Raw genomic sequence first — 25,160 nt, forward strand, 5'->3', positions numbered from 1 at the left:
CCAATTATCCAACCACTATCCCTAATGGCTAGCAGGTCCGTGTGCTCATCATGTATGTTCCACGGTGGACCAACGACCCTCGTGACCACAGCCATGACCAGTGGAACCCTTGAGGCTGCGGCCCACCAAAGCATCTCATACATGTAGAATAGGCCGTGGCTTGAGGTTGCGGTGAACGCCCTCGCACCGCCCGCGGCTGCTCCGTATACTGTGGCCAATGCCGCAAACTCGCTCTCAACCCTCACGTAATCAGCCTTTAACTCGCCCTTCTCAATCATTTCACTGATCCTCTCGACAATGAGAGTCTGCGGCGTTATTGGATATGCAGAGATCACATTAACTCTGGCTAATTTCACGGCTTCAGCAACTGCATGATCTCCGACCAAGACCTTCCTAACCTGTTTCGCAAGAGGTACTTGGCTGCTCATTCACACCACCCCCTCTTTAATCATATCAATTGCCCTGACAGGACAAACATCTGCGCATATTCCACAGCCCTTGCAATAATCATAGTTAATCCTGACACTCTTGTCCTCAAGCCACTCAATCACATTCTCAGGCAGTAAAGCCAGCAAAGACCGCACTTCGTGCACTTGGAATAATTAATCACGGGTCTATAAACACGCCATGTACCTGTCCTACCACCGGCGCCTCGGCTGGTGTTGACAATAATAAACCCCTCAATTTTTCAGCCACACCCATTTCACTCACCCCTTACCAATTCATAACCCATCTTAACGGCCTCTGCATTCAATTTAACCAGGTTCTCCCTACCAACAAACTCAGGTAATGAGGCGATGATTGAGTCGAGACTCACAACACCGGTTACCTTGGCAACCGCACCAAGCAGTGGCGTACTCACTATGTGCCAACCGGCAATCACGAGCCCGAGCTTCTCGCTTATAGATGTTGCATCAACATAATAAGTCCTGTAGCCCGTTCTTATTGGCGATGATGAGTTGACAATAATCATCGAATCCCTACCCTTCATTAACTCATCGATATTAACCAGGTCAAGAACGTTAGATACTAGTACAATAAGCACATCAGCCTTCCTCACATTACTATGAAGAGACACTGGCTTGTTAGCAATCCTTGCGTAGGATTTAACAACGGCGCCCCTACGCTCAGCACCAAACTCAGGAATCGCTTGACCCCACTTACCATCCTTAAGAGCCGCAGACACAAGGATCCTAGCAGCAGTGACACCGCCCTGCCCACCTCTCCCAAGAATGATGAATTCTGTTACCTCTGCCATATTAACTCATGAACCGTAAGTATTGGGGTTTTATAAATGCTTCTGGTAGGTTATTTATCTCTAAATGATAAAAAATAGTTAAATATAAATCAATAGGATTATCGAAATGACTTAATAAACGAACTATGAAATACATAAATTAAGTACTAAACGCTGTAAAAACATGACTTAATTAATATAATGATGTTTATCAGGGTACTTATCAGTGGCGATGTATTAAAGTATTATTTAACTAAGTAAAATTAATAAGAACAAATACCGTATCTCAATCTTACCCATTGACTTGTTTGTTTTGATCTCGTTATAAATAGTGGTAAGTATCTCCCAAGTCTTTTTTATTTCATTACGATCTACGGTATTCCATGCCGGACACTCCTTATCAATGTACGGTCCCTCAGCATCATCGTAGACTAACGGGTATATCCTACAACCAATTGGTCTATTTTCATAAATGGTGCACTCCATGGTATGTGGATTAAGGAAGACGCAATGCCCATCCACATTCCTTAACCTCCATACCTCACCATCAAATACCGCAAAGTCGCTGAGCCCATAACCAAGCCTAATTATCCTCTCAATATCCTCAGGTAAGAGCTCCATTTGCGTGTTAAAGCAGCACTTACCGCACTTAGTACAGTTCATTTTAACCTCGAAGAATTCGGGGTCATCAAATACAGTGCCAAGTTTAATACGTATCTTAACCATAATCACCTACTAACCCGCTCAACCTTATAAGCCATAGTAATGGCCTTATCTCTCCTATCATCGATCCTGACCGTGGTGACGATCCTCTTAATACCGGCTTTATACAGGGCATCATGTATGTCCTGAAGCAATTTGCCCAATGTCTCAACACTTGGGAGCTCAACCGAGGTGCCCATGGGGCCGATTTCGTACTTATAACCTGACCTCTTAATCACGTCTATCGCTACCCTAATGTAATCACCAACACTTGGGGAACCTGTTCCTATTGGGTCAACCGCTATCTCCACGATCACACTCATACAAGTAGTTGAAAACCTAGGTTGGTTATTAAGACTTACTTAGTAGGTAATTCATTAAACACGGCTTTGCTTGAGCTTAATGCGTTTAACGTTACTGTTATACTACTTAATGCCATTGCTAACCCAGCCCACTCAGGCTTATGGTGAGCCCAGGCACGGCACCAGCGGCTATTGGTATTAATACGGCATTGTAAATGAACGCATACAATACGTTAAACCTAATGTTACTCAATATCTTCCTTGATAATTTAATGAAACTTATTACCTTAATTAAGTCACTATCAAGTAATACCACATCACCAGCTATTTTCGCCGCATCAGTGCCCACGCCCATGGCTATGCCGATGTCGGCGGTTTTTAAAGCCACGGCATCATTAATGCCATCACCCACCATGCAACCGCGCCGACCTTACTCTTCAATTCCTTAACCACATCAGCCTTCTCATCAGGCGTTAATCCTGCATAGACATGCTCAATACCCAACTTCCTAGCACCATCCTCGCCGCCTCAGCCCTATCACCAGTGACAATCACGGGCACCATACCCATACGCCTCAACTCATTAATTACCGCAGGGGTCTCAGACCTTAAGGTATCACCAAGCACTATAGCCCCCAGCACCTCATTGTTGACTATTACATAAACTACGGTATAACCATTATCCACAATCTCACGGACTTTTCCCTCAATTTCCGAGTTAATTACTGCCTCAAAACCCTTAACCAGCTTCTCATTACCAACACCTATTGTTAAGCCATTCCATTGTGCAATAATGCCCATGCCAGGTATGGTATCATAATTATCCGCACCAGGGATTTCCCCATACACCTCCCTCGCCCTTTCAAGAATAGCTCTGGCTATTGGGTGCTCGGAACCCCTCTCCGCCACTGCCGCGTAGTACAGTGCCTTCTCATCACCAATTACCGAAATAACCTCGAACCTGCCCCTGGTTAGGGTACCCGTCTTATCAAAGGCTATTGCCTAATCCTTGGGCTGAGCTCTATTGACCTGGAATCCCTAATTAAAATGCCATGCTTTAAGGCGTTGTTCGTGCCCGCCACCACACTTATTGGTGTGGCTAGACCGAGGGCGCATGGGCATGCAATAACTAATACGGAGACCATGTGGAGCACAGCCACGTAAATAGGCGTACCCAATAAGTACCAAGCAACGAAGGTCACCACGCCAGCCGCTATTACGAACCAGGTGAAGTAAGAGGCGACTCTGTCCACGAATGATTGTATAGGTAGGCGAAGTGATTGAGCCTGCCTTACCTGTTTAATTACCTGCGCAATAAAGGCGTACTCACCGCCCCTGGTCACCCTAACCCTTAAGTAACCCCTCGTGAGTGCTGTGCCGGCCAACACCAGGTCACCAGCACCTCTATGTCTCGGCCTTGGTTCTCCAGTCATCACGGATTCATCCACATAACCCTCACCACCAACCACATAACCATCCACGGGTATTACCTCACCCTCCTTAACAATGGCAATATCACCGGGTTTGACCTCGTTAACGGGAACCTCAGTCTCGACATTACCTCTAACCACCCTAACACTCCTTGGGTAAAGCCTTGCTAATTCCCTCATCGTGGAGCTAACCCTAAGCTTAAGTCTCGTCTCCAAGTAACGACCAATCAGTACGAACGTGATTATTGCCGCGCTGGAGTCGAAGAATACATTCCCACCAATCACATGAGCCAGCACCAACACGCTGAATACGTATGCCGACAACGTACCTAGCGTTACTAGGGTGTCCATATTGGCGGTAGCGTTTCGAAGGGCTCTAACGGCGCCCTTTATGAAGCGCATTCCTGAGTAGAATTGAACTGGGGTCGATAGGGCGAAGGACACAATAGCATATAAAATGCTTGGAATAACCCTTGCTAAACTTAAAGTCTCAAGTACGAATATTAGGGCAGTTAATGGAGTGGCAACAATGAGCCTGTTCCTGACATCCCTCAGGTCTGCCTCAACAACTTTTCTATCAACATCAAAATCCCCAGTGCCACCCCTGCTCGCGCCAATTACCTTAAAGCCTGCACCCTCAATAATAGCCTTAAGTCCGTTCTCATCAATTTCCAGCGGATTATATGTAATGATAACTGTGTGATTAACGGGATTTGAAACAGCACTAAAAATCCCTGGAATACGTAGTGCCCTAACTATTGCACAGGCCTCCTCAGGCTCAAGATTCCTGAGTATGAATGTTAATGTTTCCCTGTAAATATCGTAACCAACTCTCTGCACTGCCTTAGGGCCTTGGCATAGTCGAACCGCGCCGGGTCGACTATCACGACTGCCTCATCACTAGCGAGACTAACGCTAGCCGATAACACGCCATCAACCGATAACAACGCCTTTTGCACCGTTAATGAGCAGGTTGCGCAGTGCATTCCAATGATTTTAAGGCGGACCTCCCTACCATTGCTAAACCTGAGTCCAATACCTACCCTACTCAGCCCATCATCAATACCCACCATGGCTCACCTAATGCTCATGCGGCATTCCCTGGGGTCCATATGTTAGGTAGTACTCAGGGTTCGTCTCAAATGTCCGTTTACACATTGGTGAGCAGAAGTAGTACACCCTACCTTTGTAGATGGCTTTATACTGCGTACTTGTGTCAACCTCCATACCACATACAGGGTCTATAGCCTTGCCCATACGGGAGTGCAATTAATGCACTGAACTGTATAGTTTATCAAGAACAATTTGTTAATCAGCTCCCGATGAACCAGGAAACACTTGTTTCTAGGTTCACGGATATTGAGATTAGGGTACTAAATATACTTAGGGAGAATGCCAGGGCAAGTGTTTCAGAGATAGCCGAGAGACTTGGCATGTCAAGGGTGACTGTGTATAGGACATTAAAGTCATTAATTAACAAGGGCGTTAAATTCACGGTAGATGTACCGGAGGATTCGCCAAGGGCATTCGTAATAACTAAGGAACCACATGCGGACCTTGGCAATTGCTACAAGTTGGTTGATGGTAGGTACATGGTGATTGTGAGGGCTAGGGACTTCAATGAGTTGGTAACCATCATTGACAGGCTTAGGGATAGGGATGAGGTCTACATAGCGTTGAGGCCCGTGAGTAGGCAGTTGGTTAGTGTTGGTTTAGTGTGTGATTATTGCGGCGGGACCATAACAGTGCCAATAATATATAGGAGGGGTAGGAGGACGTATTACCTATGCTGTGAGACCTGTTTAAGGGAATTGAAGAAGAAAATAAGCCGGAGTAATAAAAATAAGGCTGGTGCACCGTGACTTACTGTGTCATCTAGTAGTGGGAATAAGTGCGTCTTTTATCAGAGGACATACGATGGCGAACGCTGCATACTCATGCCACCTGAGGATTGGAGGGTAAGCAGGAGTAAGTTCATTAATTTCTGTCTTAATGGTGGCCGTGGATGCCCCGTACTCAGTAGGTACTACTCAATAATTTCCAAGAAATTAGACAAAGAAGAAAAATAATTCTCACTGTTTTTCACCATTTACTAGGCTTATCTGCATCAGGCAGTCTGTTATATGCGGAACCCAACGTTGGTGTCAAATTGAGGGGCACTACATATGGGCATGAGCTTTGGGCATCGAGTTATGGGTATCGTGAGTAGTGCTGTTACTATTAGTAAAAGAGTTACCGTGTATATTATTTAAATTATCATAATATTTGGATATTTTAGATATTTAAACTCTCTTTTCAATTATTCTTTTAAATATTTTCAATCTATCATGCCTTAACCCCGCCCATTGCGTATACCTGTACCAAGTACTTCTGGAACGCAATGAATATTGTAAATATCGGTATTCCCATGAGCACGGAAAACGCAGCGAGCACATTATACAATGTAGCCCTATTCACAAAGGCCAGGTAATACATACCCAGGGTTAACGTCCACATACTACCCTTTGCTATGAATGCATATGCCAATGCGTAATCCGTGTAGGCCCCCATGAACGCCAAGAGCGCCACAAACGCAATTATTGGCTTAGCCATTGGCAAGAGAATCCTGAAGAATGCTCCAAGCCTAGTTAATCCATCGATTAATGCAGCCTCCTCATAGTCCTTAGGTACTATCGAGGAATACCTTAACTAGGTATGAACTAAATATAGACGTACCTCCAGAATAGGCTAGTATTAGGGCTATGTATACGGTCCATCCCTTAAGCATACCCAATGATGCGAACATTAGGTACAATGGTAATGCCGTTGCTGCGAATGGGAAGAATGTCATGACGTAAATCGTCACCATTAACGTTGTTTTCCCGGGCACATTAAACCTTGACAGGCTGCCCCGGTTATGAAGGTGACAATCACCGTAATGGCTATAGTGCCTGTCGCGAGAATCAGACTGTTCCTAAGCCATAGCAGGAATGGTTCCTTAAACAATATGTAGTAATACGCCTCCAGGGATGGGTGCTCAGGTAGGAGCGAGCGTAAGGTTATTGAGGCCAGTGTTGGTATTGGGTTTACGGACGTAATTATTATGTAGTATATTGGGAATACCGCTATGATCGCTGTTATAGTTAATACTATATATGAAATCCCAAGCCTAACCCATCTAATTATCCTATTCTTTAGACTGTACTTATTGCTCATGTTATCACCTCGAGAACCCTACCAATCCTGAGCATTAGTATTGCCATTATTGTCAATATTATCGTTGAGATTACTGAGTAGGCAGCGGCAATATTGTAATAGTTACTTGAGAATGCCTCTTGATACGTATAAACAATTAATATATCAGTTGATATACCAGGTCCGCCACTAGTCAGTATATATATTGGGTAAAAATTATTCCATGTAAAAACAAAGCCTCCAACACTGACGAAGGCTATGGCACTCCTCATTAGGGGCAATGTTATGTACCTAAACCTGTGCCATGCATTGGCGCCATCAACAACGGCAATATCGTACATCTCACTCGGTATGCTCTGTAGACTTGATAGGAAGACCGCCGTGTAGTATGGGAATGATAACCACAAGTTCGTTAGTATTAACGCAATCCAGGCGGTGTTCGTGAATGATAACCAATTAATTGGTGGGATACCGAATAACCCTAGGAATTTATTGACGATTCCATATTCGTAATTCCACATACCATACCAAATCACCAGGGATATGTATGCTGGGAATGCCCAGGGAACCAGGATTAATGTGAAAAATACATTTCTACCCTTAATATCCCTCTGATTAAGTATTAGGGCCAGTATGAATCCGGTAACCACCATCGGGACTAAACTACCCACTGTCCAAATCACCGTGTTTAACAATAACGTGTAGAACATACCACTCGTCAATATTTCCTGATAGACCTTTAACCCAATAAATGTGTAGTGAAATAGGTGATAAAGATCGAAGTTTGTGAATGATATGTACACAGCGTAAGCCACTGGGTATAGAAATAGGAATAATGCAATGGCAATGATGGGAAGGAGATAAAGGTATTGGATAAAGACACGGTCTAGTTTTTGAAGGGAATCCATTATCAATCACCTAACCTAACCGCCTGACTGAGCTATCTGCTGGAGCATGTACTGCTCCATGCCCTGGGCAGCGGCCTGAGCAGTCGTCTGGTTGGCGAAGTAGGCAGTCGCGTACTGGTGGAATGCCTGCCAGTAGTAGGCCATTGCAGGTATGTTAGGGAACTTCTGGCCATACTGAGCCTGGGCGAATATACTCCATAATGCCGTTTAGGCACGACGGCGTTAACTGCCCAGCCTCCAATTGGCTAACTGCCTGATTATAGGCCTGTACATTGGCAGGTATGTCATGCGCATAATTCCACAGGTTAAGATCCGCCTGCGGCCCAGTCATGTACAGTATGAACACTAACGCAGCCTCCAACTGCTGCGGTGTAGCACCACTGGCCTGCGGCGATGCAATCACCCAACCAGTACTACCTATTAACGGGCTCGCATGTAGACCTGTCTGACTAACAACAGGCAATGGCGCAGCACCCAGGTTGCAACCAAGGGCCTTGAAGTATGTCCCAAGATCCCACGGCCCGTCAAAGATGATGGCGGTCTCATTGCTAGTGAATAATTGACCCTCAAGCTCGGGTTCATGTCTGGGGCATTTATGTGTAAGCCGTATGTTAGGTTGTACCAGAATTCCAGGGCATTAGCCATGGCACTTGAGTTGAGTTGTGGCATGTTGTTGGGGCCGAATATCTGTCCACCAAAGCCGGCGAACCAAGCCGCGAATCTATAGCCCCACTCGGAGCCAATGCCGTAGGCAATGCACCACACGTGGTATGTACTGTTGACCTGTAGGCACGTGTTGATTAGTTGGTCTGTGGTGTTTGGTGGTGATGTTATGTATTGCTTGTTATAGAACATGACTATGTAGTTTATGTTGTCGGGTAAGCCGTAATAACCATGGGCACTTGACGTGCTTAGGTAGAAGTTCTGGGCGGCAGTGGTAGGTATTGTTCGAATACTGATGGTAATAAGTACTCACTTAAGTTAAGCAGTAGGCCTGCTGCGAATAACTTACCGGCATCATCACTTGAATCCCTATATACGATTGGGGCTTGGCCTGCCTTTGCGGCTGATATGAAGTTACTAGTTGCAATGCCAACGCCATAGGTGACCTCAACGTGTATGCATGGGTACAACTGCTCAAAGGATGCCAGTGAGGCGTTGAATGCCTGGTTCTCGCTAACGCTGTAGGTATTCCAGACCGTTATTGTTACATTACCGACCTTTGAACAGAACATTTGAGCGAAGCTTGAATTATAGACGTTCTGTGGTGTGAAGTACGACATTGGTATTGTAAAGCCCGGTGCAGTTACTTGCGTTGACGTTGAGTTTTGCGGTGGAGGTGTTGTGGTTGTTACGTTCTGCGATGTCGTTGTTGGTGGTGTTGATGGCTTGTAAAGGTAAACCACGGCCACGACTGCAGCTATTATGACTATTACGGCAACGACTATGCCTATTATAACCCCCTTGGATAGTCCAAGCTTGTTCATACGCATTCAGGTATTATGAATAGGTTTAAAAGCATTACCGTGATTAATTTATATAATTCATGAATGTTCATAAATAAAGAAGTCAAAAATTAGATATTTATCTATATGTTTATACCTAGGTATACTCATTAATAAGCAGTTATTAATGACCGTTAAGTATCGATGATTCTTAGCAAGTTATCTACCCTTAATAATGAAGTAATCGCCACTTAAGATACCACCGCTATATTTCCTTAGTTCATTACTTAATCTGACCTCGAACCTATTATCGTAATATATTAATTCGCCTGAATTAGCCGTTACGTACCTAGGCGTTAGGGTTAATTCCGATAGCCTTCTTATGAATTCATGAAGGGTGTTGGAATAATTGACTCTTTTCCAATCCATACACCTCCTATTATCAGGATCGGGACCTCCCTCAAGCATAATTTCATCACCGTAATAGAGCATTGGGGTTCCGATCCAGGTGTATATGAATACTAATGCTGCCTTAAACTTCTCAATATCGCCGTCAAGCATAGTTATTGCTCTTGGTGTATCGTGCGTATCCACAAAGAGCCAGGAGTTGATTAGGAAGTGTTTTGGCAATACGTTCAATTGCCTCTTAAGCACTTGAACAAATTCCTCAGCGCTGGTCTCACCATGTAGGAACTTAATTAATGGTTCCCAGACTTGGTAATTCATGACTCCATCAACGGCATTCCTCCATAGGAATGGATCGCCCCAGACCTCGGCAATTAATGGCTTATTAATGAAATTCTTCAATTCCCAAAGAAACCAGGGCGGTATACCGGCGCCAACATCAATCCTGAAGGCGTCAACACCCATTAACGCCCAATGAAGTACTATGCCCTTAACCCACTCACTGGCGAACTTCATGTTAAGCTTAGGCATTCTCTTAACATCCATGAACTTCTCATAATCACCATCATAAATGTAGTACCAACGGGAGTACTCAGGATCGCCATTTAGGGCTGCCTTAAAGGCAGGATGTTCGGAACCAGTGTGATGAATAGGCAAGTCAAGTATTAACTTAATACCAAGATCATGCGCACTCCTCAATAATTCCTTAAACGCCTTATTACCACCTAAATCATCATCAATATTGAGGTAATCGATAACATCATACCTATGATAAGACATAGCCCTAAAGATGGGCGTTAAATAAATTGCATCAAAACCCATGGACCTAATGTAACCAAGCCTATCCCTAATGAAGGCCAGGTCACCACCGAGCCTATCCCTCGGGCCACCCTTCCTCCTACACCCAAACCTATCAACGAATATCCCATAAATCGCCCTAAACAACCTGCGCTTAACTCCACGGACCCTCCTAACGACCCCACTAAGCTTAAGTACATTAAACCCGTTCTCCACAGGTCCATCATCAAGGACAACCTCACCATCAATCAAATACCTATAATAATACTTACCTGGAGGTAGTGAAACGTAGGCGCAATAATCAGAGCCGCAAAACCCAAGCTCGATGGGCTTCATGAACGCTGTAAAACTACCAACTACAAAGGCAGCTCTCCTAGGGCGTTTACTCACTGAAAACCTAACAAAGTAAATACCATCACCCCTAAGTACAGTGATGGGCATCAAATCAACCGTAAAATCATGAACTTAAATTAATTAACCCATACCCCTTTAAGGACGAGAAGAAACAAGATAAAGACTTAAAAACCGACGCATTTCTAATGATTACGAGCCCCGGTAGTATAGCCCGGTCAAGTATGTGGGCCTTTCGAGCCCGTGACCCGGGTTCAAATCCCGGCCGGGGCACCAGTCAATTAGTAATAAGCACTTGCATGATTAAGGATATAGTTTTGAGTTTTGTGAATTGTAGGTGATATTGATTGTATGCCTAAGGTGCGCCAATCATTTTTGCTATGTCGTATATAATCATTGGTTTCCAATAGGTTATATTAAGTACTCTTAGTATGCCTATTATCCAGGTTATTAAAAGCGCCAGCCCAGCTAGGTAGCCCAGCACAACTATTACTATGTGCATGGGTAGTATGAGGATTGTTATGAGTGATAGTATTCCAAGAATAACCTCAACACTAATAATAACTATTCCAAAGGCAATACTCAGATATGACCAATGCCTAACATAACCAGAACCAGGCTTAATAACTAAGCCAATTACTCCACCAATAAGCGGTATTATCCAAGCGACCAAAGCCCAAACACGCTCCTCCTCGCTTAACTGCGACACGTAAATTATATGAAACAGTATCTTTATAAATGCTTTCAGTATTGTTGATGCTCACGTATAAAATAATTCTTAATTTTTGTTAAGGGCATTTAATCATATACGACACTGAAATAATTTAGAAAAACTCTCGCATTCTATGCATTAATGGTGGCAATTACCTTATCCCGTTTTCCAATTACCGAGGGCTTAATGCATCAATAACGTAGTAGGCCTTATAGGTTTCGGGCTTAAACGTAGGGGAATTGAGTTAGATTTTTATGTGCTGCATTTTTCAACCTGGTCTGTGAGGGTTAGGGTTAAGTTTTTTGGTGGTCTTTATGAGTTGATTGGTACATTTAAGATAGAGCTTGAGGTACCAAATAATCTTTCCGTGGGTGGCCTTATTGATTTGATTACGCATACATTCAATCCCAAGTTCACCGAGGCCGTACTTGATGGTGATGGTAAGTTGAGGAGTGAATATGTCGTGCTAGTTAATGGTAAGGCCATTGAGTGGCTTAATGGATTGGCTACGAAGCTCAGTGATAATGATGAGGTAGTGTTTCTACCGCCTGCGGAGGGTGGTTAAAGTAATTGATTTGGGATAACTTATAAATTGCCAGTTGGTTCTTTAATCGTAATGAGTTATACCCATTGGTTGATAGGATAGCGAGCCAAGTTCTTGAGAGGTGCCGTAGTGAGGGTAAGGACGAGTGTATACTTAATGGCGGCTTGAGTGTTTCTGGGCTTCAGCACATTGGTAGGCTTAGGGGCGAGATAATACTGAATAGTGTCATTGCTGAGAAATTAAGGGATGCAGGATTGAAAGTTAGGCAAGTCTTGACACTGTACACGGTGGATCCTGGAAGGGTAAGGATAAGCAGCTTGAGCAATTCCTGAATCCTGAGGTTGGTAGGAAGTATGTTGAGTGGCCCCTTGAGCGTGTTCCTGACCCTAAGGGTTGCCATAGGTCCTGGGTTGATCATTACTGGAGAGACTTTGGTGACTACCTTGATTACTTCGCGAAGAATGTCGAGGTTATAACGACCGGCGAGATGTACAGGGAGCATCCTAGGATGAGGGAGTTCATAATAATGACCATGAGAAATAGAGAGAGGTTGATCGAGGTCATAAACAAGTATAGGGGTAGGAATCCGTATCCGAAGGATTGGATACCCTTCGAACCAATTTGCGAGAACTGCGGTAGGATTGGCACTGCAGAGGTCACGAAACTCGACCTTGATAAGTATGAGGTTGAGTATAGGTGTACGTATTGTGGGCATGTTGGTAGGGCTAAGTTGACTGATGGTAAGCTTCCGTGGAGGGTTGAGTGGTTGGTGTTTGGTACACGTTGCAGGTTGACTTTGAGCCTTATGGTAAGGACCACGCAATGCCAGGTGGTTCCAGGGACTCTGCCGTTGAGATTGCGAAGACGGTCTATGGCGTTAATCCACCGTTGGGTACTTGGTATGAGTGGGTTGGTTATGTGGTTAATGGCAAGGACGTGGGTGACATGGGTAGTAGTGACTTTATAGGCTTCACACCGAGGGAGTGGGTTGAGGTTGCCGAGCCTGAGGTTCTTAGGTACATATACATATTCCATGAACCGACAAAGAGACTTACCTTTAGTCTTGATTCGGTTTATCAATACGTGGATATTTACGATAGGGCTGAGCGTCTTTACTACGGTGTTGATAAGCCAAGCCCCAAGGAGGAGGATTACCTTGACCTAATTATTAAGTCCTATGAGTATGCACAGTTGAGGAGACCACTACCTAAGGAAATGCCGTTTCAACTGCCGTACCTGCATGCAGTTGCTCTGATACAGACATTGCCGCAGTCATTAAGTGAGGATGAGCTTATGGAGAGGGTTATTAAGAGACTGAAGGAGACTAAAATATTAACTAAGGAATTAGATAACCTATCCCGTGAGAGGATTAAGTCGAGGCTCATTAAGGCCCGTAACTGGGTCAGTAGGTACGCGCCTGAGACCTATAGGATTAGGGTTCTTGAGGAGATGCCGGAGACAATTAAGGCCTCATTAACTGATATGCAAAAGAGTAAGCTGAGGATATTACTCCAGGAACTTGAGAAGGTTGATGTTTGGAGTGAGGATAATATCAAGGAGGCAATGAAGAGGTCCCCAGGGAGAATAAGAATGTAGAGAGGGCCTTCTTTGAGGCTACGTATTTAATCTTCTTTGGTAGACCGAGTGGCCCTAGGATTGCGCCTTACCTAGCGATGCTCGGTAAGGATTTCGTAATTAACAGGTTAATGGATGCATTGAGGTGATTAGCATGTCTAAATTATTGGTGGCGGCTATTGTCCTTGCTGTGGTTGTTTACGCCATCTTATTATCGTCATTAGCAGGTACTTACTTACCTAGTAAGGGCAACTTTATCATGGATATAACCGTGCTCGTCCTAGCACTAATCAGCTTCTTTACATCATTTCTTTCAATTAAACAGACCTGGTATGACATTAATACTGCATATACGGATAAGGAATTGATTATTGGGAAACTAAAACGCATATTAGCCTTCTTCTCGTTAGCATTAAATATTATTAATATTATTTTAGTACTTTCGTATGTACTTATTGTGGTTATTTAACTACTTCTTAATCAAAGCCCTTAACTGACTAAGTTCCTTATCCTTGCTTTCAATGATTTTCATCAACTCCTCCCTCTCTTTAAGCAATTGCTCATACTTCTTACGTATGTCCTGGCACTCGCTCTCGATCCTCGTTACTTCCCTCATCTTACTCTCCAGTTCCTCCCTTTCCTTATCAAGCTTCTCCCTCAACTCAACCAGTGTGTTCTCTCTAATTATCAATGCCCTCTGGTAATTCATTAACTCCCTCTCCTTATCAAGAAGTCTCTTCTCCCAATCCGTGAGTCTTTTCTCCTCCTCTAGCAGCTTCGTCATTAGTGGTTCGAGCTTCTCCATAATCTCTTTCCTCCTCTTACTAATCTCTTCATCGAGTCTCTTCAGTACATCTTCCCTTTCCCTGAGTAAGTTCTCTAAGGAATTAAGCTTGCCTTCCTTATCCTTGAGTTCTGCCTCAAGCTTATTAAGTGCGTCCTGTCTCTCATTAAGCTTCTTCTCAAACTCCCTAAGTTCTGCCTCCTTTTGAGCCAGTTGCTCAAGTCTCTCCTTAATTTCCTGCTCCCTCTTCTCCAGTTCCCTAAGTCTCGCGTTCTCGGCATCAATCCTTACGGCCTCCATCTCAAGTCTCTGTTCACGGGCTTTCAATTCAACTTCCCAATCCCTAAGCTTGGCCTCCTTCTCGCTGAGCGCCTTCTCCCTCTCAGCCAGTATTTTTTTCCCTATTTTCAAGCTCGTTGAGCCTCGTTGTTAATTGATTAGAGAGCGCCATGAGAGATACCATAACATTACTCATTTCATTCAACTTAGCTCTCTCTTCCTCAAGCGCTTTCCTATCGTTCTCCAGTCTTTGCCTAAGCTCTTCGATACTCTTTTCCCTAACCGAAACATCACTCTCTCTCCTACTTATATCGAGTAGCTTATTCTCCAAGTCCCTCTCCCTGTTGAGGACCTCGTTATACACCTTGTTCAACTCCGCCAATAAATTACTCAACTTAGATACCTCTGAGACAAGGGCTGATGCCTTATCAACTCCACTCTCAATTTTAGTGTTTAGGTCCTTAACGTTATTATTAATTAATTCAAGAGTCGATGTAGTGCTTGCAAGGCTTTGCTGCATACTGCTTGATAATCCCTGTAGTCTATCCAGGATATTGTTTATTTTATCGAGGGCATTGAGTAGTGAATCAATAAGTTTTTTTGCTCGTATCATTGAATTGATTAACTATGGTATTCATTTGAGCTACTCTGTTAGCCATTTCCGCAGTTGATGAATTTATGACCTTAACTGCGTCTTGAATCGTCCTATCATTCCTATCAACTCCAAGCGAAATGGATTGAAGATTCTTCTGCATTTGGTTAACGATATTAATTAATTCCTGAATATTCTGCTGCAATGCCTGAAGTAGGTTAGTTATATCATTAATCCTTTGGTAAAGCTCCGAAGGCTCTTTAGGCCTAAACACGTTACGTAATTTAAACAAGGGAACTAATATACTTTGCTTTTATTATTCTAAAATAAATTGAACATGATGAAAAACAACACAGAATTAAGGCTTACTAGCACCCTTACCCAAAACATCCAAAATAACTGACTTAAGTCCCTCAATAGTCTCAGAACTTTTTCTATACTCAGAGATTAACCTGATGCCCTGCTCCTCGACGAGCTTCTGAAGCTCATTAAGTCTCGTAGCAACATTGGATAGTTGATTCGTGATATCAACAACCTGGTTAACATCAAGTGTTCTATACTCTCTTAGATCCATTGTCACCTTCGCCAAGAGGTCTACGGCGTTCTCAACCTTACCCTGTATTGAGGATATCGAATCCCTATAGGCAATTAACGATGCCTCAATCCTAGTCAATTCCCTTAATGTATTGGAAAGCATACTAGCTAATTCAGCCATACTTTGTGGTGTTATTCCACTAATTAATTCCTGGGCCTTAATTAGACTTGATAGCGATTTCTCGATTTCATTAACCCTATTCTCCAAGCTCTCAACCCTAGTACTTATGTCCGTTAGGTTCTTGGATAGTTGATCGACTTTACCGCTCAGGTTCATTATCTCCCTAAGAATCCTGGCTATTGGGTCCTCACGTGGGGGTGGTGGTGCTGGGTAATAACTCATTGCAATTAGTATTGACTTGGTAATTGTTTAAATACTTATCTCGTGTTAATTAATTAATGACGTACATATCTCCAAGGGCAAAAATACTGAGTAAAAATATAGGCAGGGATTTAATGGTACTTGGACCTCATTGATAAGTGAGGGTACCATAGTAGAATCATTCGTTGTTATAGGCCACCCAATCAGGTCAAAACTCCTGAGCGTGAGGGATAAGGGTTCCGTTATTGAGCAGTTAATGGATGAGGTTAGTAATGGCGCCATAATTGGTAGGAACTGCATTATTAGGAGTAATGTCATTATCTACGAGAATGTGGAGATTGGTGATGGTGTTGAGACGGGGCATAACGCATTGATTAGGGAAAACACGAGGGTTGGCGCAAATACCAGGATTGGGTCTGGGGCCATTATCGATGGGGACACGGTAATCGGCAGTAACGTTAGTATACAGAGCATGGTCTACATACCGAGGGGCACGGTCATAGAGGATAACGTATTCCTAGGGCCCAACGTCGTGATAACTAACGATAAGTACCCACCGAGTAAGAGACTTGACGGTGTTAAGATTAGGAGGAATGCCGTTATTGGCGCCAATGCAACCCTAATAGCCGGTATTGAGGTTGGTGAGAATGCCGTGGTTGCGGCGGGCTCTGTCGTAACCAAGGATGTACCACCAGGTGAAGTTGTCGCTGGTGTACCTGCTAAGCCTATTTACAGCGTTGATGTATTTATTAAGAAGAGGATTGGGTATGAAAGATTAGAGACCCCTTAATGCTCTCCTAAGGTTCCTAGCCATCTCCTCAAACCTGGCAATATCTTGCTTGGCTAACGATGGTGGAACAACCTTTAGAGCTTCCTCGAAGTGCTCAATTCCAACAGGCTTAACTTGACTTGTATTGCTCTTAATCGTCTCCCTTAGTGCAAGCATGGCAGCCTCCCTAACTAATGCAGCTAAGTCAGCGCCAGTATATCCCTCGGTTCTTCTCGCTAGGTCCTTAAGGTACTTGTAATTACCGTCCTTAATATCATCAGCAAGCTTCAAGCCCCTTATGTGAACCTTGAGTATCTCGAACCTGGCATCCTCATCTGGTGGTGGCACATAAACTATCCTATCGAACCTACCAGGTCTTAATAGGGCCGGGTCTATTATGTCGGCCCTATTTGTGGCTGCGATAACCACTACATTCTTTAACGGCGCGATTCCATCCATCTCGGCTAGTAATTGATTGACAATCCTATCAGTGGCCCCACTATCAACCCTTAAGCCCCTCGCTGGTGCTATTGCGTCTATTTCGTCGAAGAATATTACGCATGGTGCTGCCATCCTGGCTTTCTTGAATATTTCCCTGATGGCCCTCTCACTCTCCCCAAACCACTTACTCAGTATCTCCGGCCCACGAACAGCAATGAAATTCGCATTACTCTCAGTAGCCACAGCCTTAGCCAAAAGCGTCTTACCAGTACCAGGAGGACCAAACAACAAAATACCCTTAGGCGGGTCAACGCCAAGCTCCTCAAAGTACCTGGGGTACTTAAGTGGCCACTCCACCATCTCCTTAAGCTCCTGCTTAACATGGTCATAACCGCCAATGTCATCCCAGTGAATCTCGGGAACCTCGACAATGACCTCCCTGAGTACCGTTGGTTGTATGTACTTCATTGCCTCTAGAAAGTCCCTCATCCTAATCCTAATCCTAGTCAATTGTTCCGGCGGTATCTGCGGCTGGTCAAGGTCTATCTCCTTCGTGACATCTATAGCCTCCCTAAGTCTAATCATCGCGGCCTCCTTAACCAACGCCGCCAGGTCAGCCCCTGTATAGCCATGGGTCATCTCCGCAATCTCGTCAATATTCACGATATCATTTGCTTCACAGATCTTCTCTTTAACGTCATCCTCGGTACACAGCGGCACATTCCTTGTGTGTACCTGGAGTATCTCCTTCCTCGCATTCTTATCGGGCATGCTTATGTATATCTCTCTGTCGAATCTTCCTGGTCTTCTTAGTGCTGGGTCTACGGCTTCCGGCCTGTTGGTTGCTCCTATTACGATTACCTGGCCCCTCTCCTGAAGACCATCCATTAATGTTAGGAGCTGAGCAACAACACGCTTCTCCACTTCTCCCGTGACCTCCTCCCTCTTTGGTGCTATGGCATCAATCTCATCAATGAAGATTATGGCAGGGGCATTCTTCTTAGCCTCCTCAAAAATCTCCCTCAACTTAGCCTCGGACTCGCCATAATACTTACTCATTATTTCAGGGCCGTTAATTGATATGAAGTAGGCATTGGCCTCTGAGGCTACTGCCTTAGCGAGCAGGGTCTTACCAGTGCCCGGCGGACCAATCAAAAGAACACCCTTAGGAGGCTCAATACCAAGGTGCTTGAATATCTCGGGGTGTCTCAACGGTAGCTCTATCAATTCCCTAATCTTCCTCTTAGCCTCCTCAAGGTCACCAATGTCCTCCCAGGTAACCCTCGGCATTGTTAACTCCATCTCCCTAACAGGCTCCTCCCTAACCTGGACCTCGGTGTCTATGCCTACGTAGGAGGCCGGCCCTGGTGTCACGCTCGTGACCATGAACCGAATGGAACCTGTGTAATACGGTATTTCAATGATCGAGCCCTTCCAAACGGGCTTGCCAAGTAGATAAGCCCTCTTTAAGTAATCAGGGTCAACCCTAATGTACTCACCCACGGGCGCTATCGTGACCCTCTGGGCAGACCTCAAATTAGCCTTCCTAACCTTAACAACATCACCAATACTGACGCCGGCGTTTTGCCTTAATACGCCATCCATCCTTATGTAGTCCTTATCCTCATCATCAGTGTAGGCGGGCCATACCTGGGCATAGGCACTGCGCTTATTACCAATTATCTCAACGTATTCACCGGGCTCTATACCGAGTACCCTCATGTAGCGTTGCGGTATCCTAACAATGAGCCTACCAACATCCCTAGTCCTCGCCTCCGCAACCCTAAGACTAACCTCATTATTAGAACCCATGACTAATCCTCACTGCTTAATCCTCAAATCAGCTTATATAATTATCTTCATCCTGCTAATTCATTGAATCAATACCATGCGTTTTCTGCCGAATTCAACAACGCTAAAAGTTAAATAGGGCATAAAATAACGCGTTCTGTGGGCAAGGTAGGCATTGTTGGATGGGGCGTCTACATACCTAGGTTCAGGATAAGCACGAAGGAGATAGCCAGGGTATGGGGTGATGACCCACTTAGGATTAAGGATCTTTATTGGGTTGAGGAGAGGAGTGTTGGTGGCCCTGACGAGGATGCAGTCACAATGGCGGTGGAGGCCTCAAGAAATGCGTTGAGGAGGGCGGGTATCGACCTAAGGATTTGGGTTCGGTATTTGTTGGTACTGAGTCGAAGCCCTACGCGGTTAAGCCAATAGCCTCAATACTAATTGAGGCTTTGGGAATGAGGAAGCAGTCGTTTGCGGTTGACATGGAATTCGCATGCAAGGCCGGCTCAGACGCCATAGTTAATGCAACAGGCCTTGTTAAGAGTGGCTTGATTAAATATGGACTTGCGGTAGGCGTTGACCATAGCCATGGAGAGCCGGGGGACCACCTTGACTATACTGTGTCTGGTGGCGCGGCGGCCTACATCATAGGGTCCGATGGTGTTGCAGCCGAGATTGAGCATATCCATGCATACAACTCAGATACACCGGACTTCTGGCGTAGGGATGGCATACCATACGCGGTGCATGGTGAGTCATTTACAGGAGAGCCTGCCTACTTTAGGCATATTGTTAATGCAGCAAAGACCTTAATGGAGGCAACAGGCTTAAGCCGAGTGACTTTGACTACGCAGTGTTTCATCAACCAAACGCAAGGTTCCCTGTAAGGGTTGCCCAAATGCTCGGTATACCCCTCGAGAAGGTTAAGCTCGGCATTGTGGTCGATAGGATAGGCAATACATACAATGGCGCAGTATTAATAGGATTAGCCAACATACTGGAAAATGCCAAGCCTGGCTCCAGGATACTCATGGTCTCCTTCGGGAGTGGCGCAGGGTCAAACGCCTTCAGTTTAATTACCACGGATCTACTGCCTGAGAGGGTTGGTAGGGCAAGAACGGTTAATTACTACCTTGAGAACAAGGCATACATAGATTACGCCCTCTATTTAAGGTTTAGGAACTTAATCAGAGTGGTTCAGTAATATCGTTTTGCCGGCATCTTAATCTTTAAAAATAAACAGTTAAAAATCACCGTAATGCCTCGCAAACAGACCGTTAGGATCGTTGAGAGAAAGAAGGAGATCCTGGAATTATTAATCAAGGAGGGTGAATTACCCACTAACGAGATCGTCAAGAAGACCAACCTAAGCCACAGCCAGGTCTTTTACGCGTTAAAGCTTCTTCAGAGGGATGGGTTGATCAGGGAGATTAAGAGGGGTAAGGTGGCCTATTGGAAGGCTGCGGATAATGCCCAGGAAGCCCTTAAAACGCTTGAGCAGGAGGTTAAGGAGGAGATCATGGAAGGAGAGGAATCGCTGGGAGAGACCTAAGCCTTTTATTTTTCCAGAACTGGGATAATTAGATGATGAGGCGGGCAGAATCCGTAAAAATGACGAGACTGTCTCACACTGATCCTCTCAGTAAATCACCCACCACGTTTAGGAGGAAGCGTTAATAAATGGGTGCCTTTATGCCAATACGAAGTGTATGGGGAGTTCCATGAGCCGTGCTTCATTGGGAATTGATTATAAGCTCCTCCGAAGAATACCATACCTAATACTCCTTGTTAAGTACGGTATCAACGATAAGGATTACGTCACGATAAACCTAACGAGGCTTGCCAATGACATAGGCACAACACCGCAGAACGTATTTAAGATAATAAATAGGCTCACTGATGAGGGATTAATAATTAAGTCCACGGTGAGCGGTCAATTGGCGATTAAGTTCACACAGAGGGCCTCAGAGGCTCTTCAGTTCGTGATTGATACAATTAGGCATTACCTTGATGAGAGGCTGGTGATTAGGCTTGTCGGTAGTGTCACCTCTGGATTGGGTGAGGGTAGCTTTTATATGAGTCTTGAGGGCTATGTCAAGCAATTCATTGAGAAGCTCGGGTTTAAGCCATACCCTGGAACCTTAATGTTAAGTTAAAGCCTGAATACATTAAGTACAGGCTTTACCTAGACGCACTGCCAGGCATTTACATAGAGGGTTTTAGTAATGGCGTTAGGACTTACGGGAATGTCAAGTGCTTTAGGGCGACGATCCAAGGACTACCTGGCGCTGTCTTACTAATTGAGAGGACACATCATGGTTTCGACACAATAGAGATAATATCACCCTATAAACTAAGGGATAAACTAGGCCTTAAAGATGGCGATGAGGTCGAGGTGCTAGTGACCTTATAGGTACTCATTTGCCAAGGCAGTTAGAGAACAGGGTTATGTATGCAAGGTTCTCGAGAACCTCAGCCCTATTGAGTGCCTCGTATGGTGTTGAACCCACCGTAACCAATCCATGATTCATCAGAACCACGGCGGTAACGCCCCTCCTAGATACCGCCCTACTAACCGCATCCGCAAGCTCAGCACTACCTGGCTTTAAGTAGGGAACCTCGGCGATCTCACCAACGTAGGAAATCGCCTCACTGAGGGATAGTCGATCTTAAGGCCTGCCTTGGTCAACGCCAATATGTTGGGTGGATGTGTGTGAAGTACGAATTTCACATCATCCCTAACCCTGTAAATACCCACGTGCATCCTCCACTCACTACTGGGATTACCTCCGGACACTACGGTACCGTCAAGCCTAATCTTAACAATGCTCTGCGGCTTTATGAGTACCTTCGGCATGGATGTCGGTGTTATCAAAACTTCATTACCATTTAACCTGGCACTTACGTTACCGCCAAGTAAATCTACTAACCTCCTGGTATATGCGAGCCTAAAGACCTCGACAATTAACTCCCTCAGTGATTGTTCATTCATACTGGGCAAAAGGCATTAACGGAATATAAAAACATACTCTAAATATAGCAAAAACGTATAAACATATAAACGCAGGTTAATGGATTGATGGGATATATCGACGCTCACACGCACTTAGTGTTTAAGGAAACAATAACAGAGGAATTAATGAATTTCGCAATGAGGGAATGGGGTGCGCCTCGTGAGGCGATTCTAATGGGTGTAAAGGACGTCATTAGGGTTCTTGATGATGCGAACATCGACTACGTGGCATCATGGCCTTCCCAGCAAGGAAGCTGGGCACTGTTAAGGAGGATTACGCGCTGAGGGTTATAAATGCCGTTAGGGATTACGCGGATAGGTTTGCAGTAATAGGTGGCGTTGAGGCTAATGAGTTAACTATTGAGGAGACCAAGTACTGGCTTGAGAGGCAGTACGAGGCGGGGATTAGTGCGATTAAGGTTCATCCACCACACATGTGGCTCAAACCAAACGCCTATAGGCCTGAGGAGGATGGTTTAAGGCAGCTTGAGCTTGTTTATCAATTTGCGGAGGATCACGGAATACCAGTGTACATACACACCGGCACAAGCGCCTTCTCAAGGGCTAGGAACAAGTACGGTGACCCAATATTCGTTGATGACGTTGCTATAGACTTTCCAAGACTTACGATAATAATGTCACACGTGGGTAGACCGAATTGGGTGGCTACGGCATTTCAATTAATAAGGATAAGCCTAACATAATGGCCGACCTATCAAGCATACCGCCCAGGAGGATATTAGAGTACATACCAAGGCTAACTGAGATAAGTGGTAAATCGATATACGGAAGTGATTATCCAGGGCCTGGCGTTTATGATATCAAGGCAAACCTTCAGGAATTCCTAAGTATACCAATACCTAAAGAGGCAATAAAGAAAATAGTTGATGATAATCCAAGGAGGGTCCTGAAGCCGTTATCAAGGAACAGATAAGTGGCATGGCGATCATAATAATTTAAGGTTTAAAAATCCCGTAAAGAAGCATTACCCCGCGGGGGTGCCCGAGCCAGGTCAAAGGGGGCGGACTCAAGATCCGCTGGCGAAGGCCTGCGTGGGTTCAAATCCCACCCCCCGCACCAGAAATTGAATTGTTCATGTTCGTGCCGTGTTACAATTCAATGTATTCCCTGTTACAGAATCCTTAAATATGGGTCTGTAACAGCTTATGCAGTATGGTTGATTGCCAGCTCTACGACCTAAGTAAGATTCCTAACGATGTTAGGGTCAAGATCATTAACTACGTTATGGAGTCTAAACGCGTTAGGGCTCGTGACCTTGGTGTCACGCTTAACCTGATTTCGATGATTAGGAGTGGTAAGAGGCGTGTTACTGAGGATCTTCTTTGCCGTGCGATGTCTTTTCTAAGCCTGATGAGTTGGCTAAACTCCTCGGTCAAGTCCCCGAGGTTGAGCCTGCGAGCGTGAATGACATCATTAGGGTTATTGTGCGTGCAAGGGCAGACCCCGAGTTTAGGGATTTGCTCCTCTCATACATGGATAGGTACTTAGGCGATTACATTAGGAGTGCTGGGCGTCAATGGGTTGTGAGTAAGGAGGATATTGAGGCATTCATCAAGGCTAAAAAGCTCAGGGGAGTTAGTGAGAAGACGCTTAATGATGAGCTTAGGTACATCCAGAGGGCCTTGGCTGAATTGAATTGGGTGCTTAGCCCTGACAGTATTCGTGAGTACCTTGCCGAGTTAATGGAGGAGTCACCACACGTTGCCAGGCACACGGCAGTGAGCCTGAAGTCCCTCCTTAAGGAGGTCCTTCAACCAAGGGATCCAGGGCTCTTCGCAATGCTTTACCACGCTTCAAGACAATTAAGCCCAGGAACCACAACAAGACAAAACTACCAAGCCACAACGAACTAGGGCAAATCCTGGCTAAAATAGAGAGCGTTGAGGCGAAGACCTACTTCCTAATCCTTGCAGAGACTGGCCTGAGGCCAAGCGAGCCCTTCCTAGTGACAATGGATGATGTTGACCTGGAGCATGGAATGCTTAGGATCAGCAAGATAACAGAGACTAAGCGTGCATTCATTGCGTTTCTTAGGCAGGAAACGCTTGAGTTCATTAAGCGTGAGTACTTGCCAAGGCGTGATTGGCTGATCAAGAACAGGCTCGAGGCAATAAGGGCAGACTACCTAGGCGTGAAACCAAGCCGGAGGACTGGGCTAGGCGCTTCATACCATTCGACAGGGACAGGCTAAGGCGAGAAATCAAGGATGCTGCTAGGCAGGTGCTTAATAGGGACTTTGAGTTGTATGAGTTGCGTAAGTTCTTCGCAACATGGATGATTTCACAAGGAGTACCCGAGTCGATTGTTAATACCTTCCAGGGAAGGGCACCACCAAGTGAGTACCGAGTCTTGATTGAGCATTATTGGTCACCAAGGCATGAGGAGCTGCGCCAATGGTACTTGAAGCACGCACCGTGCCTACTATGCCAATAAAATACCTCATACTAGCGCATTAAGTCTTTAATCACCGTGTCCAATTCACTGTAAATATCCTGGTGGCTCTTCGTAGCCAGAACCACCTCCACAACCCAACGCGGCTTACTCCTTCTTCCCTCCCTAACCTGGGTGGGCCTTGTCGTGAACATGTGAAGAATGCCCATGTAGACCCTCAAACCCCTCAATTCGCCCTCGAACTCCGCTATGAAGTCATCAATTTGACTTATCAAGTCAAATACCTCCCTATGATGCAGTTTAACCTCAAGTATTAGGAGCCTATCCCCAATCACGAGCGCGATGTCTGGTTAATACTGGCCGTGTTGATGCGAAGGCCGGAAATTCTGATTAATGGCTCAATTAGGAAATCGTAGCACCTCTGCCTCGCATAGCAGGCCACCAATGCCGTGCCGAGCACGCCTAAGTGCCCTCTATACTCATTGCCGAACCTACCCCTAAGCCACTCAATGCCGTTTTGCCTCCATGACCTGCAAGCCTCATTAATTAACTCTACGTAGTCATCGAGAGTTAGGCCT

Annotated in this window: 35 protein-coding genes, 2 tRNA genes and 8 pseudogenes; 18 read left to right on the forward strand and 27 right to left on the reverse strand. The window is 45.0% G+C overall.

The features are described 5' to 3' along the window. The 11 genes and pseudogenes from JCM16159_RS12370 to JCM16159_RS17845 all read right to left on the reverse strand — a co-directional run. Window positions 1–428 (reverse strand): annotated as a pseudogene (locus JCM16159_RS12370) (pyruvate ferredoxin oxidoreductase); the annotation flags it as partial. Further along, a pseudogene (locus tag JCM16159_RS12375) lies at window positions 429–702 on the reverse strand (4Fe-4S binding protein). Between the two features lies 1 nt (window position 703). Beyond that, a complete protein-coding gene (locus JCM16159_RS12380) occupies window positions 704–1,258 on the reverse strand; it encodes a 2-oxoacid:acceptor oxidoreductase family protein (RefSeq protein WP_054858025.1) in 555 nt (184 codons plus the stop codon). Window positions 1,259–1,486: 228 nt separating this feature from the next. Further along, complete coding sequence (locus JCM16159_RS12385) at window positions 1,487–1,963, reverse strand: YkgJ family cysteine cluster protein (protein ID WP_243666870.1); 477 nt, start codon at window positions 1,961–1,963, stop codon at window positions 1,487–1,489. Window positions 1,964–1,965: 2 nt separating this feature from the next. Beyond that, the gene (locus JCM16159_RS12390) at window positions 1,966–2,262 is read right to left on the reverse strand and encodes an MTH1187 family thiamine-binding protein (protein ID WP_054858026.1); all 297 of its coding nucleotides are present in this window, start codon (window positions 2,260–2,262) and stop codon (window positions 1,966–1,968) included. A 118-nt stretch (window positions 2,263–2,380) separates the two neighbouring features. Then, entirely contained in the window at window positions 2,381–2,656 is a 276-nt protein-coding gene (locus JCM16159_RS19670) for an HAD-IC family P-type ATPase (protein WP_367834518.1), read from the reverse strand. After that, window positions 2,620–2,745 (reverse strand): hypothetical protein, encoded by a 126-nt coding sequence (locus JCM16159_RS19675; RefSeq protein ID WP_367834519.1) that lies wholly within the window; start codon window positions 2,743–2,745, stop codon window positions 2,620–2,622. Before JCM16159_RS19675 ends, JCM16159_RS19670 begins: the two co-directional genes overlap by 37 nt. After that, the gene (locus tag JCM16159_RS19680) at window positions 2,715–3,239 is read right to left on the reverse strand and encodes an HAD-IC family P-type ATPase (protein WP_367834525.1); all 525 of its coding nucleotides are present in this window, start codon (window positions 3,237–3,239) and stop codon (window positions 2,715–2,717) included. The genes JCM16159_RS19675 and JCM16159_RS19680 overlap by 31 nt, the downstream gene beginning before the upstream one ends. Beyond that, window positions 3,236–4,510: a heavy metal translocating P-type ATPase gene (locus JCM16159_RS19685; RefSeq protein ID WP_367834520.1), complete on the reverse strand. Its 1,275-nt coding sequence runs from the start codon at window positions 4,508–4,510 to the stop codon at window positions 3,236–3,238. The genes JCM16159_RS19680 and JCM16159_RS19685 overlap by 4 nt, the downstream gene beginning before the upstream one ends. Next, entirely contained in the window at window positions 4,471–4,743 is a 273-nt protein-coding gene (locus tag JCM16159_RS17840; RefSeq protein WP_243666871.1) for a heavy-metal-associated domain-containing protein, read from the reverse strand. Before JCM16159_RS17840 ends, JCM16159_RS19685 begins: the two co-directional genes overlap by 40 nt. A gap of 7 nt (window positions 4,744–4,750) precedes the next feature. Beyond that, the gene (locus JCM16159_RS17845; RefSeq protein WP_243666872.1) at window positions 4,751–4,927 is read right to left on the reverse strand and encodes a YHS domain-containing protein; all 177 of its coding nucleotides are present in this window, start codon (window positions 4,925–4,927) and stop codon (window positions 4,751–4,753) included. Window positions 4,928–4,992: 65 nt separating this feature from the next. Here JCM16159_RS17845 and JCM16159_RS12400 point away from each other — a divergent pair, with 65 nt between their 5' ends. Both JCM16159_RS12400 and JCM16159_RS17850 read left to right on the forward strand, forming a co-directional pair. Continuing rightward, entirely contained in the window at window positions 4,993–5,532 is a 540-nt protein-coding gene (locus JCM16159_RS12400) for a TRASH domain-containing protein (protein ID WP_054858027.1), read from the forward strand. A 6-nt stretch (window positions 5,533–5,538) separates the two neighbouring features. Continuing rightward, window positions 5,539–5,739: a metal-binding protein gene (locus JCM16159_RS17850; RefSeq protein ID WP_243666873.1), complete on the forward strand. Its 201-nt coding sequence runs from the start codon at window positions 5,539–5,541 to the stop codon at window positions 5,737–5,739. A 256-nt stretch (window positions 5,740–5,995) separates the two neighbouring features. Here the strand turns inward: JCM16159_RS17850 and JCM16159_RS17855 are convergent, their stop codons facing one another. From JCM16159_RS17855 to JCM16159_RS12420, 6 genes and pseudogenes are all read right to left on the reverse strand, one after another. Continuing rightward, window positions 5,996–6,343 carry an ABC transporter permease subunit gene (locus JCM16159_RS17855; RefSeq protein ID WP_367834526.1) on the reverse strand — a complete coding sequence of 116 codons (348 nt, stop codon included), beginning with the start codon at window positions 6,341–6,343 and terminating at the stop codon, window positions 5,996–5,998. Beyond that, window positions 6,333–6,518 (reverse strand): hypothetical protein, encoded by a 186-nt coding sequence (locus JCM16159_RS17860; protein WP_243666874.1) that lies wholly within the window; start codon window positions 6,516–6,518, stop codon window positions 6,333–6,335. Before JCM16159_RS17860 ends, JCM16159_RS17855 begins: the two co-directional genes overlap by 11 nt. Continuing rightward, on the reverse strand, window positions 6,518–6,865 hold the full coding sequence (locus JCM16159_RS17865; protein ID WP_243666875.1) for a hypothetical protein: 348 nt from the start codon (window positions 6,863–6,865) through the stop codon (window positions 6,518–6,520). The genes JCM16159_RS17860 and JCM16159_RS17865 overlap by 1 nt, the downstream gene beginning before the upstream one ends. Continuing rightward, entirely contained in the window at window positions 6,862–7,752 is an 891-nt protein-coding gene (locus tag JCM16159_RS12410; protein ID WP_054858028.1) for a carbohydrate ABC transporter permease, read from the reverse strand. The genes JCM16159_RS17865 and JCM16159_RS12410 overlap by 4 nt, the downstream gene beginning before the upstream one ends. 15 nt (window positions 7,753–7,767) lie before the next feature. Continuing rightward, window positions 7,768–9,239: pseudogene (locus JCM16159_RS19690) on the reverse strand (extracellular solute-binding protein). Between the two features lie 177 nt (window positions 9,240–9,416). After that, window positions 9,417–10,841: an alpha-amylase family glycosyl hydrolase gene (locus JCM16159_RS12420; protein WP_054858029.1), complete on the reverse strand. Its 1,425-nt coding sequence runs from the start codon at window positions 10,839–10,841 to the stop codon at window positions 9,417–9,419. 108 nt (window positions 10,842–10,949) lie between these two features. On the opposite strand from JCM16159_RS12420, the gene JCM16159_RS12425 reads away from it, so the two are divergent. Beyond that, window positions 10,950–11,027: transfer RNA gene (locus tag JCM16159_RS12425), tRNA-Glu, on the forward strand. A gap of 79 nt (window positions 11,028–11,106) precedes the next feature. On the opposite strand, the gene JCM16159_RS12430 is transcribed toward JCM16159_RS12425, so the two are convergent. Continuing rightward, complete coding sequence (locus tag JCM16159_RS12430) at window positions 11,107–11,460, reverse strand: hypothetical protein (protein ID WP_054858030.1); 354 nt, start codon at window positions 11,458–11,460, stop codon at window positions 11,107–11,109. A 283-nt stretch (window positions 11,461–11,743) separates the two neighbouring features. Here JCM16159_RS12430 and JCM16159_RS12435 point away from each other — a divergent pair, with 283 nt between their 5' ends. From JCM16159_RS12435 to JCM16159_RS12445, 5 genes and pseudogenes are all read left to right on the forward strand, one after another. Beyond that, the gene (locus tag JCM16159_RS12435) at window positions 11,744–12,028 is read left to right on the forward strand and encodes a MoaD/ThiS family protein (protein ID WP_054858031.1); all 285 of its coding nucleotides are present in this window, start codon (window positions 11,744–11,746) and stop codon (window positions 12,026–12,028) included. A gap of 65 nt (window positions 12,029–12,093) precedes the next feature. Beyond that, a complete protein-coding gene (locus tag JCM16159_RS19695; protein WP_367834521.1) occupies window positions 12,094–12,339 on the forward strand; it encodes a hypothetical protein in 246 nt (81 codons plus the stop codon). Continuing rightward, window positions 12,336–12,713 (forward strand): annotated as a pseudogene (locus tag JCM16159_RS19700) (lysine--tRNA ligase); the annotation flags it as partial. The gene JCM16159_RS19695 and the pseudogene JCM16159_RS19700, both read left to right, overlap by 4 nt. Window positions 12,714–12,829: 116 nt before the next feature. Beyond that, complete coding sequence (locus JCM16159_RS19705) at window positions 12,830–13,603, forward strand: hypothetical protein (RefSeq protein ID WP_367834522.1); 774 nt, start codon at window positions 12,830–12,832, stop codon at window positions 13,601–13,603. 133 nt (window positions 13,604–13,736) lie between these two features. Further along, entirely contained in the window at window positions 13,737–14,051 is a 315-nt protein-coding gene (locus JCM16159_RS12445) for a hypothetical protein (RefSeq protein ID WP_054858042.1), read from the forward strand. Here the strand turns inward: JCM16159_RS12445 and JCM16159_RS12450 are convergent, their stop codons facing one another. The 4 genes from JCM16159_RS12450 to JCM16159_RS12465 form a co-directional block, all read right to left on the reverse strand. Further along, on the reverse strand, window positions 14,052–14,777 hold the full coding sequence (locus JCM16159_RS12450; protein WP_054858032.1) for a hypothetical protein: 726 nt from the start codon (window positions 14,775–14,777) through the stop codon (window positions 14,052–14,054). Then, window positions 14,749–15,258, reverse strand: a complete 510-nt coding sequence (locus JCM16159_RS12455; protein ID WP_054858033.1) for a hypothetical protein — start codon at window positions 15,256–15,258, stop codon at window positions 14,749–14,751. Before JCM16159_RS12455 ends, JCM16159_RS12450 begins: the two co-directional genes overlap by 29 nt. After that, the gene (locus JCM16159_RS12460; RefSeq protein WP_054858034.1) at window positions 15,233–15,511 is read right to left on the reverse strand and encodes a hypothetical protein; all 279 of its coding nucleotides are present in this window, start codon (window positions 15,509–15,511) and stop codon (window positions 15,233–15,235) included. Before JCM16159_RS12460 ends, JCM16159_RS12455 begins: the two co-directional genes overlap by 26 nt. 84 nt (window positions 15,512–15,595) lie before the next feature. Then, entirely contained in the window at window positions 15,596–16,174 is a 579-nt protein-coding gene (locus JCM16159_RS12465; protein ID WP_054858035.1) for a hypothetical protein, read from the reverse strand. Between the two features lie 130 nt (window positions 16,175–16,304). Between JCM16159_RS12465 and JCM16159_RS12470 the strand changes: the two genes are divergently transcribed. Then, complete coding sequence (locus tag JCM16159_RS12470) at window positions 16,305–16,943, forward strand: DapH/DapD/GlmU-related protein (protein WP_367834523.1); 639 nt, start codon at window positions 16,305–16,307, stop codon at window positions 16,941–16,943. Here JCM16159_RS12470 and JCM16159_RS12475 read toward each other — a convergent pair. Further along, complete coding sequence (locus JCM16159_RS12475; RefSeq protein WP_054858036.1) at window positions 16,929–19,175, reverse strand: CDC48 family AAA ATPase; 2,247 nt, start codon at window positions 19,173–19,175, stop codon at window positions 16,929–16,931. The genes JCM16159_RS12470 and JCM16159_RS12475 overlap by 15 nt on opposite strands. 138 nt (window positions 19,176–19,313) lie before the next feature. On the opposite strand from JCM16159_RS12475, the pseudogene JCM16159_RS12480 reads away from it, so the two are divergent. From JCM16159_RS12480 to JCM16159_RS17885, 3 genes and pseudogenes are all read left to right on the forward strand, one after another. Then, a pseudogene (locus JCM16159_RS12480) lies at window positions 19,314–20,361 on the forward strand (hydroxymethylglutaryl-CoA synthase). A 54-nt stretch (window positions 20,362–20,415) separates the two neighbouring features. Beyond that, window positions 20,416–20,709: a winged helix-turn-helix transcriptional regulator gene (locus JCM16159_RS12485; RefSeq protein WP_054858037.1), complete on the forward strand. Its 294-nt coding sequence runs from the start codon at window positions 20,416–20,418 to the stop codon at window positions 20,707–20,709. Window positions 20,710–21,232: 523 nt separating this feature from the next. After that, window positions 21,233–21,570: pseudogene (locus JCM16159_RS17885) on the forward strand (DUF120 domain-containing protein). A gap of 4 nt (window positions 21,571–21,574) precedes the next feature. Here JCM16159_RS17885 and JCM16159_RS19710 read toward each other — a convergent pair. Together JCM16159_RS19710 and JCM16159_RS12495 are read right to left on the reverse strand one after the other, a co-directional pair. Beyond that, window positions 21,575–21,802, reverse strand: a complete 228-nt coding sequence (locus JCM16159_RS19710; protein ID WP_367834527.1) for a class II aldolase/adducin family protein — start codon at window positions 21,800–21,802, stop codon at window positions 21,575–21,577. Beyond that, on the reverse strand, window positions 21,763–22,149 hold the full coding sequence (locus tag JCM16159_RS12495) for a class II aldolase/adducin family protein (protein WP_367834524.1): 387 nt from the start codon (window positions 22,147–22,149) through the stop codon (window positions 21,763–21,765). Before JCM16159_RS12495 ends, JCM16159_RS19710 begins: the two co-directional genes overlap by 40 nt. Window positions 22,150–22,236: 87 nt before the next feature. Between JCM16159_RS12495 and JCM16159_RS19715 the strand changes: the two are divergent. From JCM16159_RS19715 to JCM16159_RS17910, 6 genes and pseudogenes are all read left to right on the forward strand, one after another. Continuing rightward, window positions 22,237–23,104 (forward strand): annotated as a pseudogene (locus JCM16159_RS19715) (amidohydrolase family protein). 58 nt (window positions 23,105–23,162) lie between these two features. Then, window positions 23,163–23,250 (forward strand) — tRNA-Leu (locus JCM16159_RS12505). Window positions 23,251–23,343: 93 nt separating this feature from the next. Next, complete coding sequence (locus JCM16159_RS12510; protein WP_054858038.1) at window positions 23,344–23,595, forward strand: hypothetical protein; 252 nt, start codon at window positions 23,344–23,346, stop codon at window positions 23,593–23,595. Further along, complete coding sequence (locus JCM16159_RS12515; protein WP_243666881.1) at window positions 23,547–24,044, forward strand: hypothetical protein; 498 nt, start codon at window positions 23,547–23,549, stop codon at window positions 24,042–24,044. Before JCM16159_RS12510 ends, JCM16159_RS12515 begins: the two co-directional genes overlap by 49 nt. Window positions 24,045–24,061: 17 nt before the next feature. Next, the gene (locus JCM16159_RS17905; protein ID WP_243666885.1) at window positions 24,062–24,382 is read left to right on the forward strand and encodes a tyrosine-type recombinase/integrase; all 321 of its coding nucleotides are present in this window, start codon (window positions 24,062–24,064) and stop codon (window positions 24,380–24,382) included. Window positions 24,383–24,411: 29 nt separating this feature from the next. Further along, window positions 24,412–24,624, forward strand: coding sequence for an integrase (locus tag JCM16159_RS17910; RefSeq protein WP_243666882.1), 213 nt, complete (start codon window positions 24,412–24,414; stop codon window positions 24,622–24,624). Window positions 24,625–24,635: 11 nt separating this feature from the next. Here JCM16159_RS17910 and JCM16159_RS12525 read toward each other — a convergent pair whose 3' ends face one another. Further along, on the reverse strand, window positions 24,636–24,917 hold the full coding sequence (locus JCM16159_RS12525; RefSeq protein WP_054858041.1) for a hypothetical protein: 282 nt from the start codon (window positions 24,915–24,917) through the stop codon (window positions 24,636–24,638). Then, window positions 24,914–25,160: pseudogene (locus JCM16159_RS12530) on the reverse strand (hypothetical protein); the annotation flags it as partial. The gene JCM16159_RS12525 and the pseudogene JCM16159_RS12530, both read right to left, overlap by 4 nt.

Source organism: Vulcanisaeta sp. JCM 16159, assembly GCF_001316265.1.
Lineage (GTDB): Archaea > Thermoproteota > Thermoprotei > Thermoproteales > Thermocladiaceae > Vulcanisaeta.

Bases quoted from the DNA above. Each gene is read 5' to 3' on its own strand.
- JCM16159_RS12380 (WP_054858025.1), bottom strand. From the start codon at position 1,258: ATGGCAGAGGTAACAGAATTCATCATTCTTGGGAGAGGTGGGCAGGGC.
- JCM16159_RS12385 (WP_243666870.1), bottom strand. From the start codon at position 1,963: ATGGTTAAGATACGTATTAAACTTGGCACTGTATTTGATGACCCCGAA.
- JCM16159_RS12390 (WP_054858026.1), bottom strand. From the start codon at position 2,262: ATGAGTGTGATCGTGGAGATAGCGGTTGACCCAATAGGAACAGGTTCC.
- JCM16159_RS19670 (WP_367834518.1), bottom strand. From the start codon at position 2,656: ATGGTGGGTGATGGCATTAATGATGCCGTGGCTTTAAAAACCGCCGAC.
- JCM16159_RS17840 (WP_243666871.1), bottom strand. From the start codon at position 4,743: ATGGTGGGTATTGATGATGGGCTGAGTAGGGTAGGTATTGGACTCAGG.
- JCM16159_RS17845 (WP_243666872.1), bottom strand. From the start codon at position 4,927: ATGGGCAAGGCTATAGACCCTGTATGTGGTATGGAGGTTGACACAAGT.
- JCM16159_RS12400 (WP_054858027.1), top strand. From the start codon at position 4,993: ATGAACCAGGAAACACTTGTTTCTAGGTTCACGGATATTGAGATTAGG.
- JCM16159_RS17860 (WP_243666874.1), bottom strand. From the start codon at position 6,518: ATGGTGACGATTTACGTCATGACATTCTTCCCATTCGCAGCAACGGCA.
- JCM16159_RS17865 (WP_243666875.1), bottom strand. From the start codon at position 6,865: ATGAGCAATAAGTACAGTCTAAAGAATAGGATAATTAGATGGGTTAGG.
- JCM16159_RS12410 (WP_054858028.1), bottom strand. From the start codon at position 7,752: ATGGATTCCCTTCAAAAACTAGACCGTGTCTTTATCCAATACCTTTAT.
- JCM16159_RS12420 (WP_054858029.1), bottom strand. From the start codon at position 10,841: ATGCCCATCACTGTACTTAGGGGTGATGGTATTTACTTTGTTAGGTTT.
- JCM16159_RS19705 (WP_367834522.1), top strand. From the start codon at position 12,830: ATGCCAGGTGGTTCCAGGGACTCTGCCGTTGAGATTGCGAAGACGGTC.
- JCM16159_RS12445 (WP_054858042.1), top strand. From the start codon at position 13,737: ATGTCTAAATTATTGGTGGCGGCTATTGTCCTTGCTGTGGTTGTTTAC.
- JCM16159_RS12455 (WP_054858033.1), bottom strand. From the start codon at position 15,258: ATGATACGAGCAAAAAAACTTATTGATTCACTACTCAATGCCCTCGAT.
- JCM16159_RS12465 (WP_054858035.1), bottom strand. From the start codon at position 16,174: ATGAGTTATTACCCAGCACCACCACCCCCACGTGAGGACCCAATAGCC.
- JCM16159_RS12475 (WP_054858036.1), bottom strand. From the start codon at position 19,175: ATGGGTTCTAATAATGAGGTTAGTCTTAGGGTTGCGGAGGCGAGGACT.
- JCM16159_RS12485 (WP_054858037.1), top strand. From the start codon at position 20,416: ATGCCTCGCAAACAGACCGTTAGGATCGTTGAGAGAAAGAAGGAGATC.
- JCM16159_RS12495 (WP_367834524.1), bottom strand. From the start codon at position 22,149: ATGAATGAACAATCACTGAGGGAGTTAATTGTCGAGGTCTTTAGGCTC.
- JCM16159_RS12510 (WP_054858038.1), top strand. From the start codon at position 23,344: ATGGTTGATTGCCAGCTCTACGACCTAAGTAAGATTCCTAACGATGTT.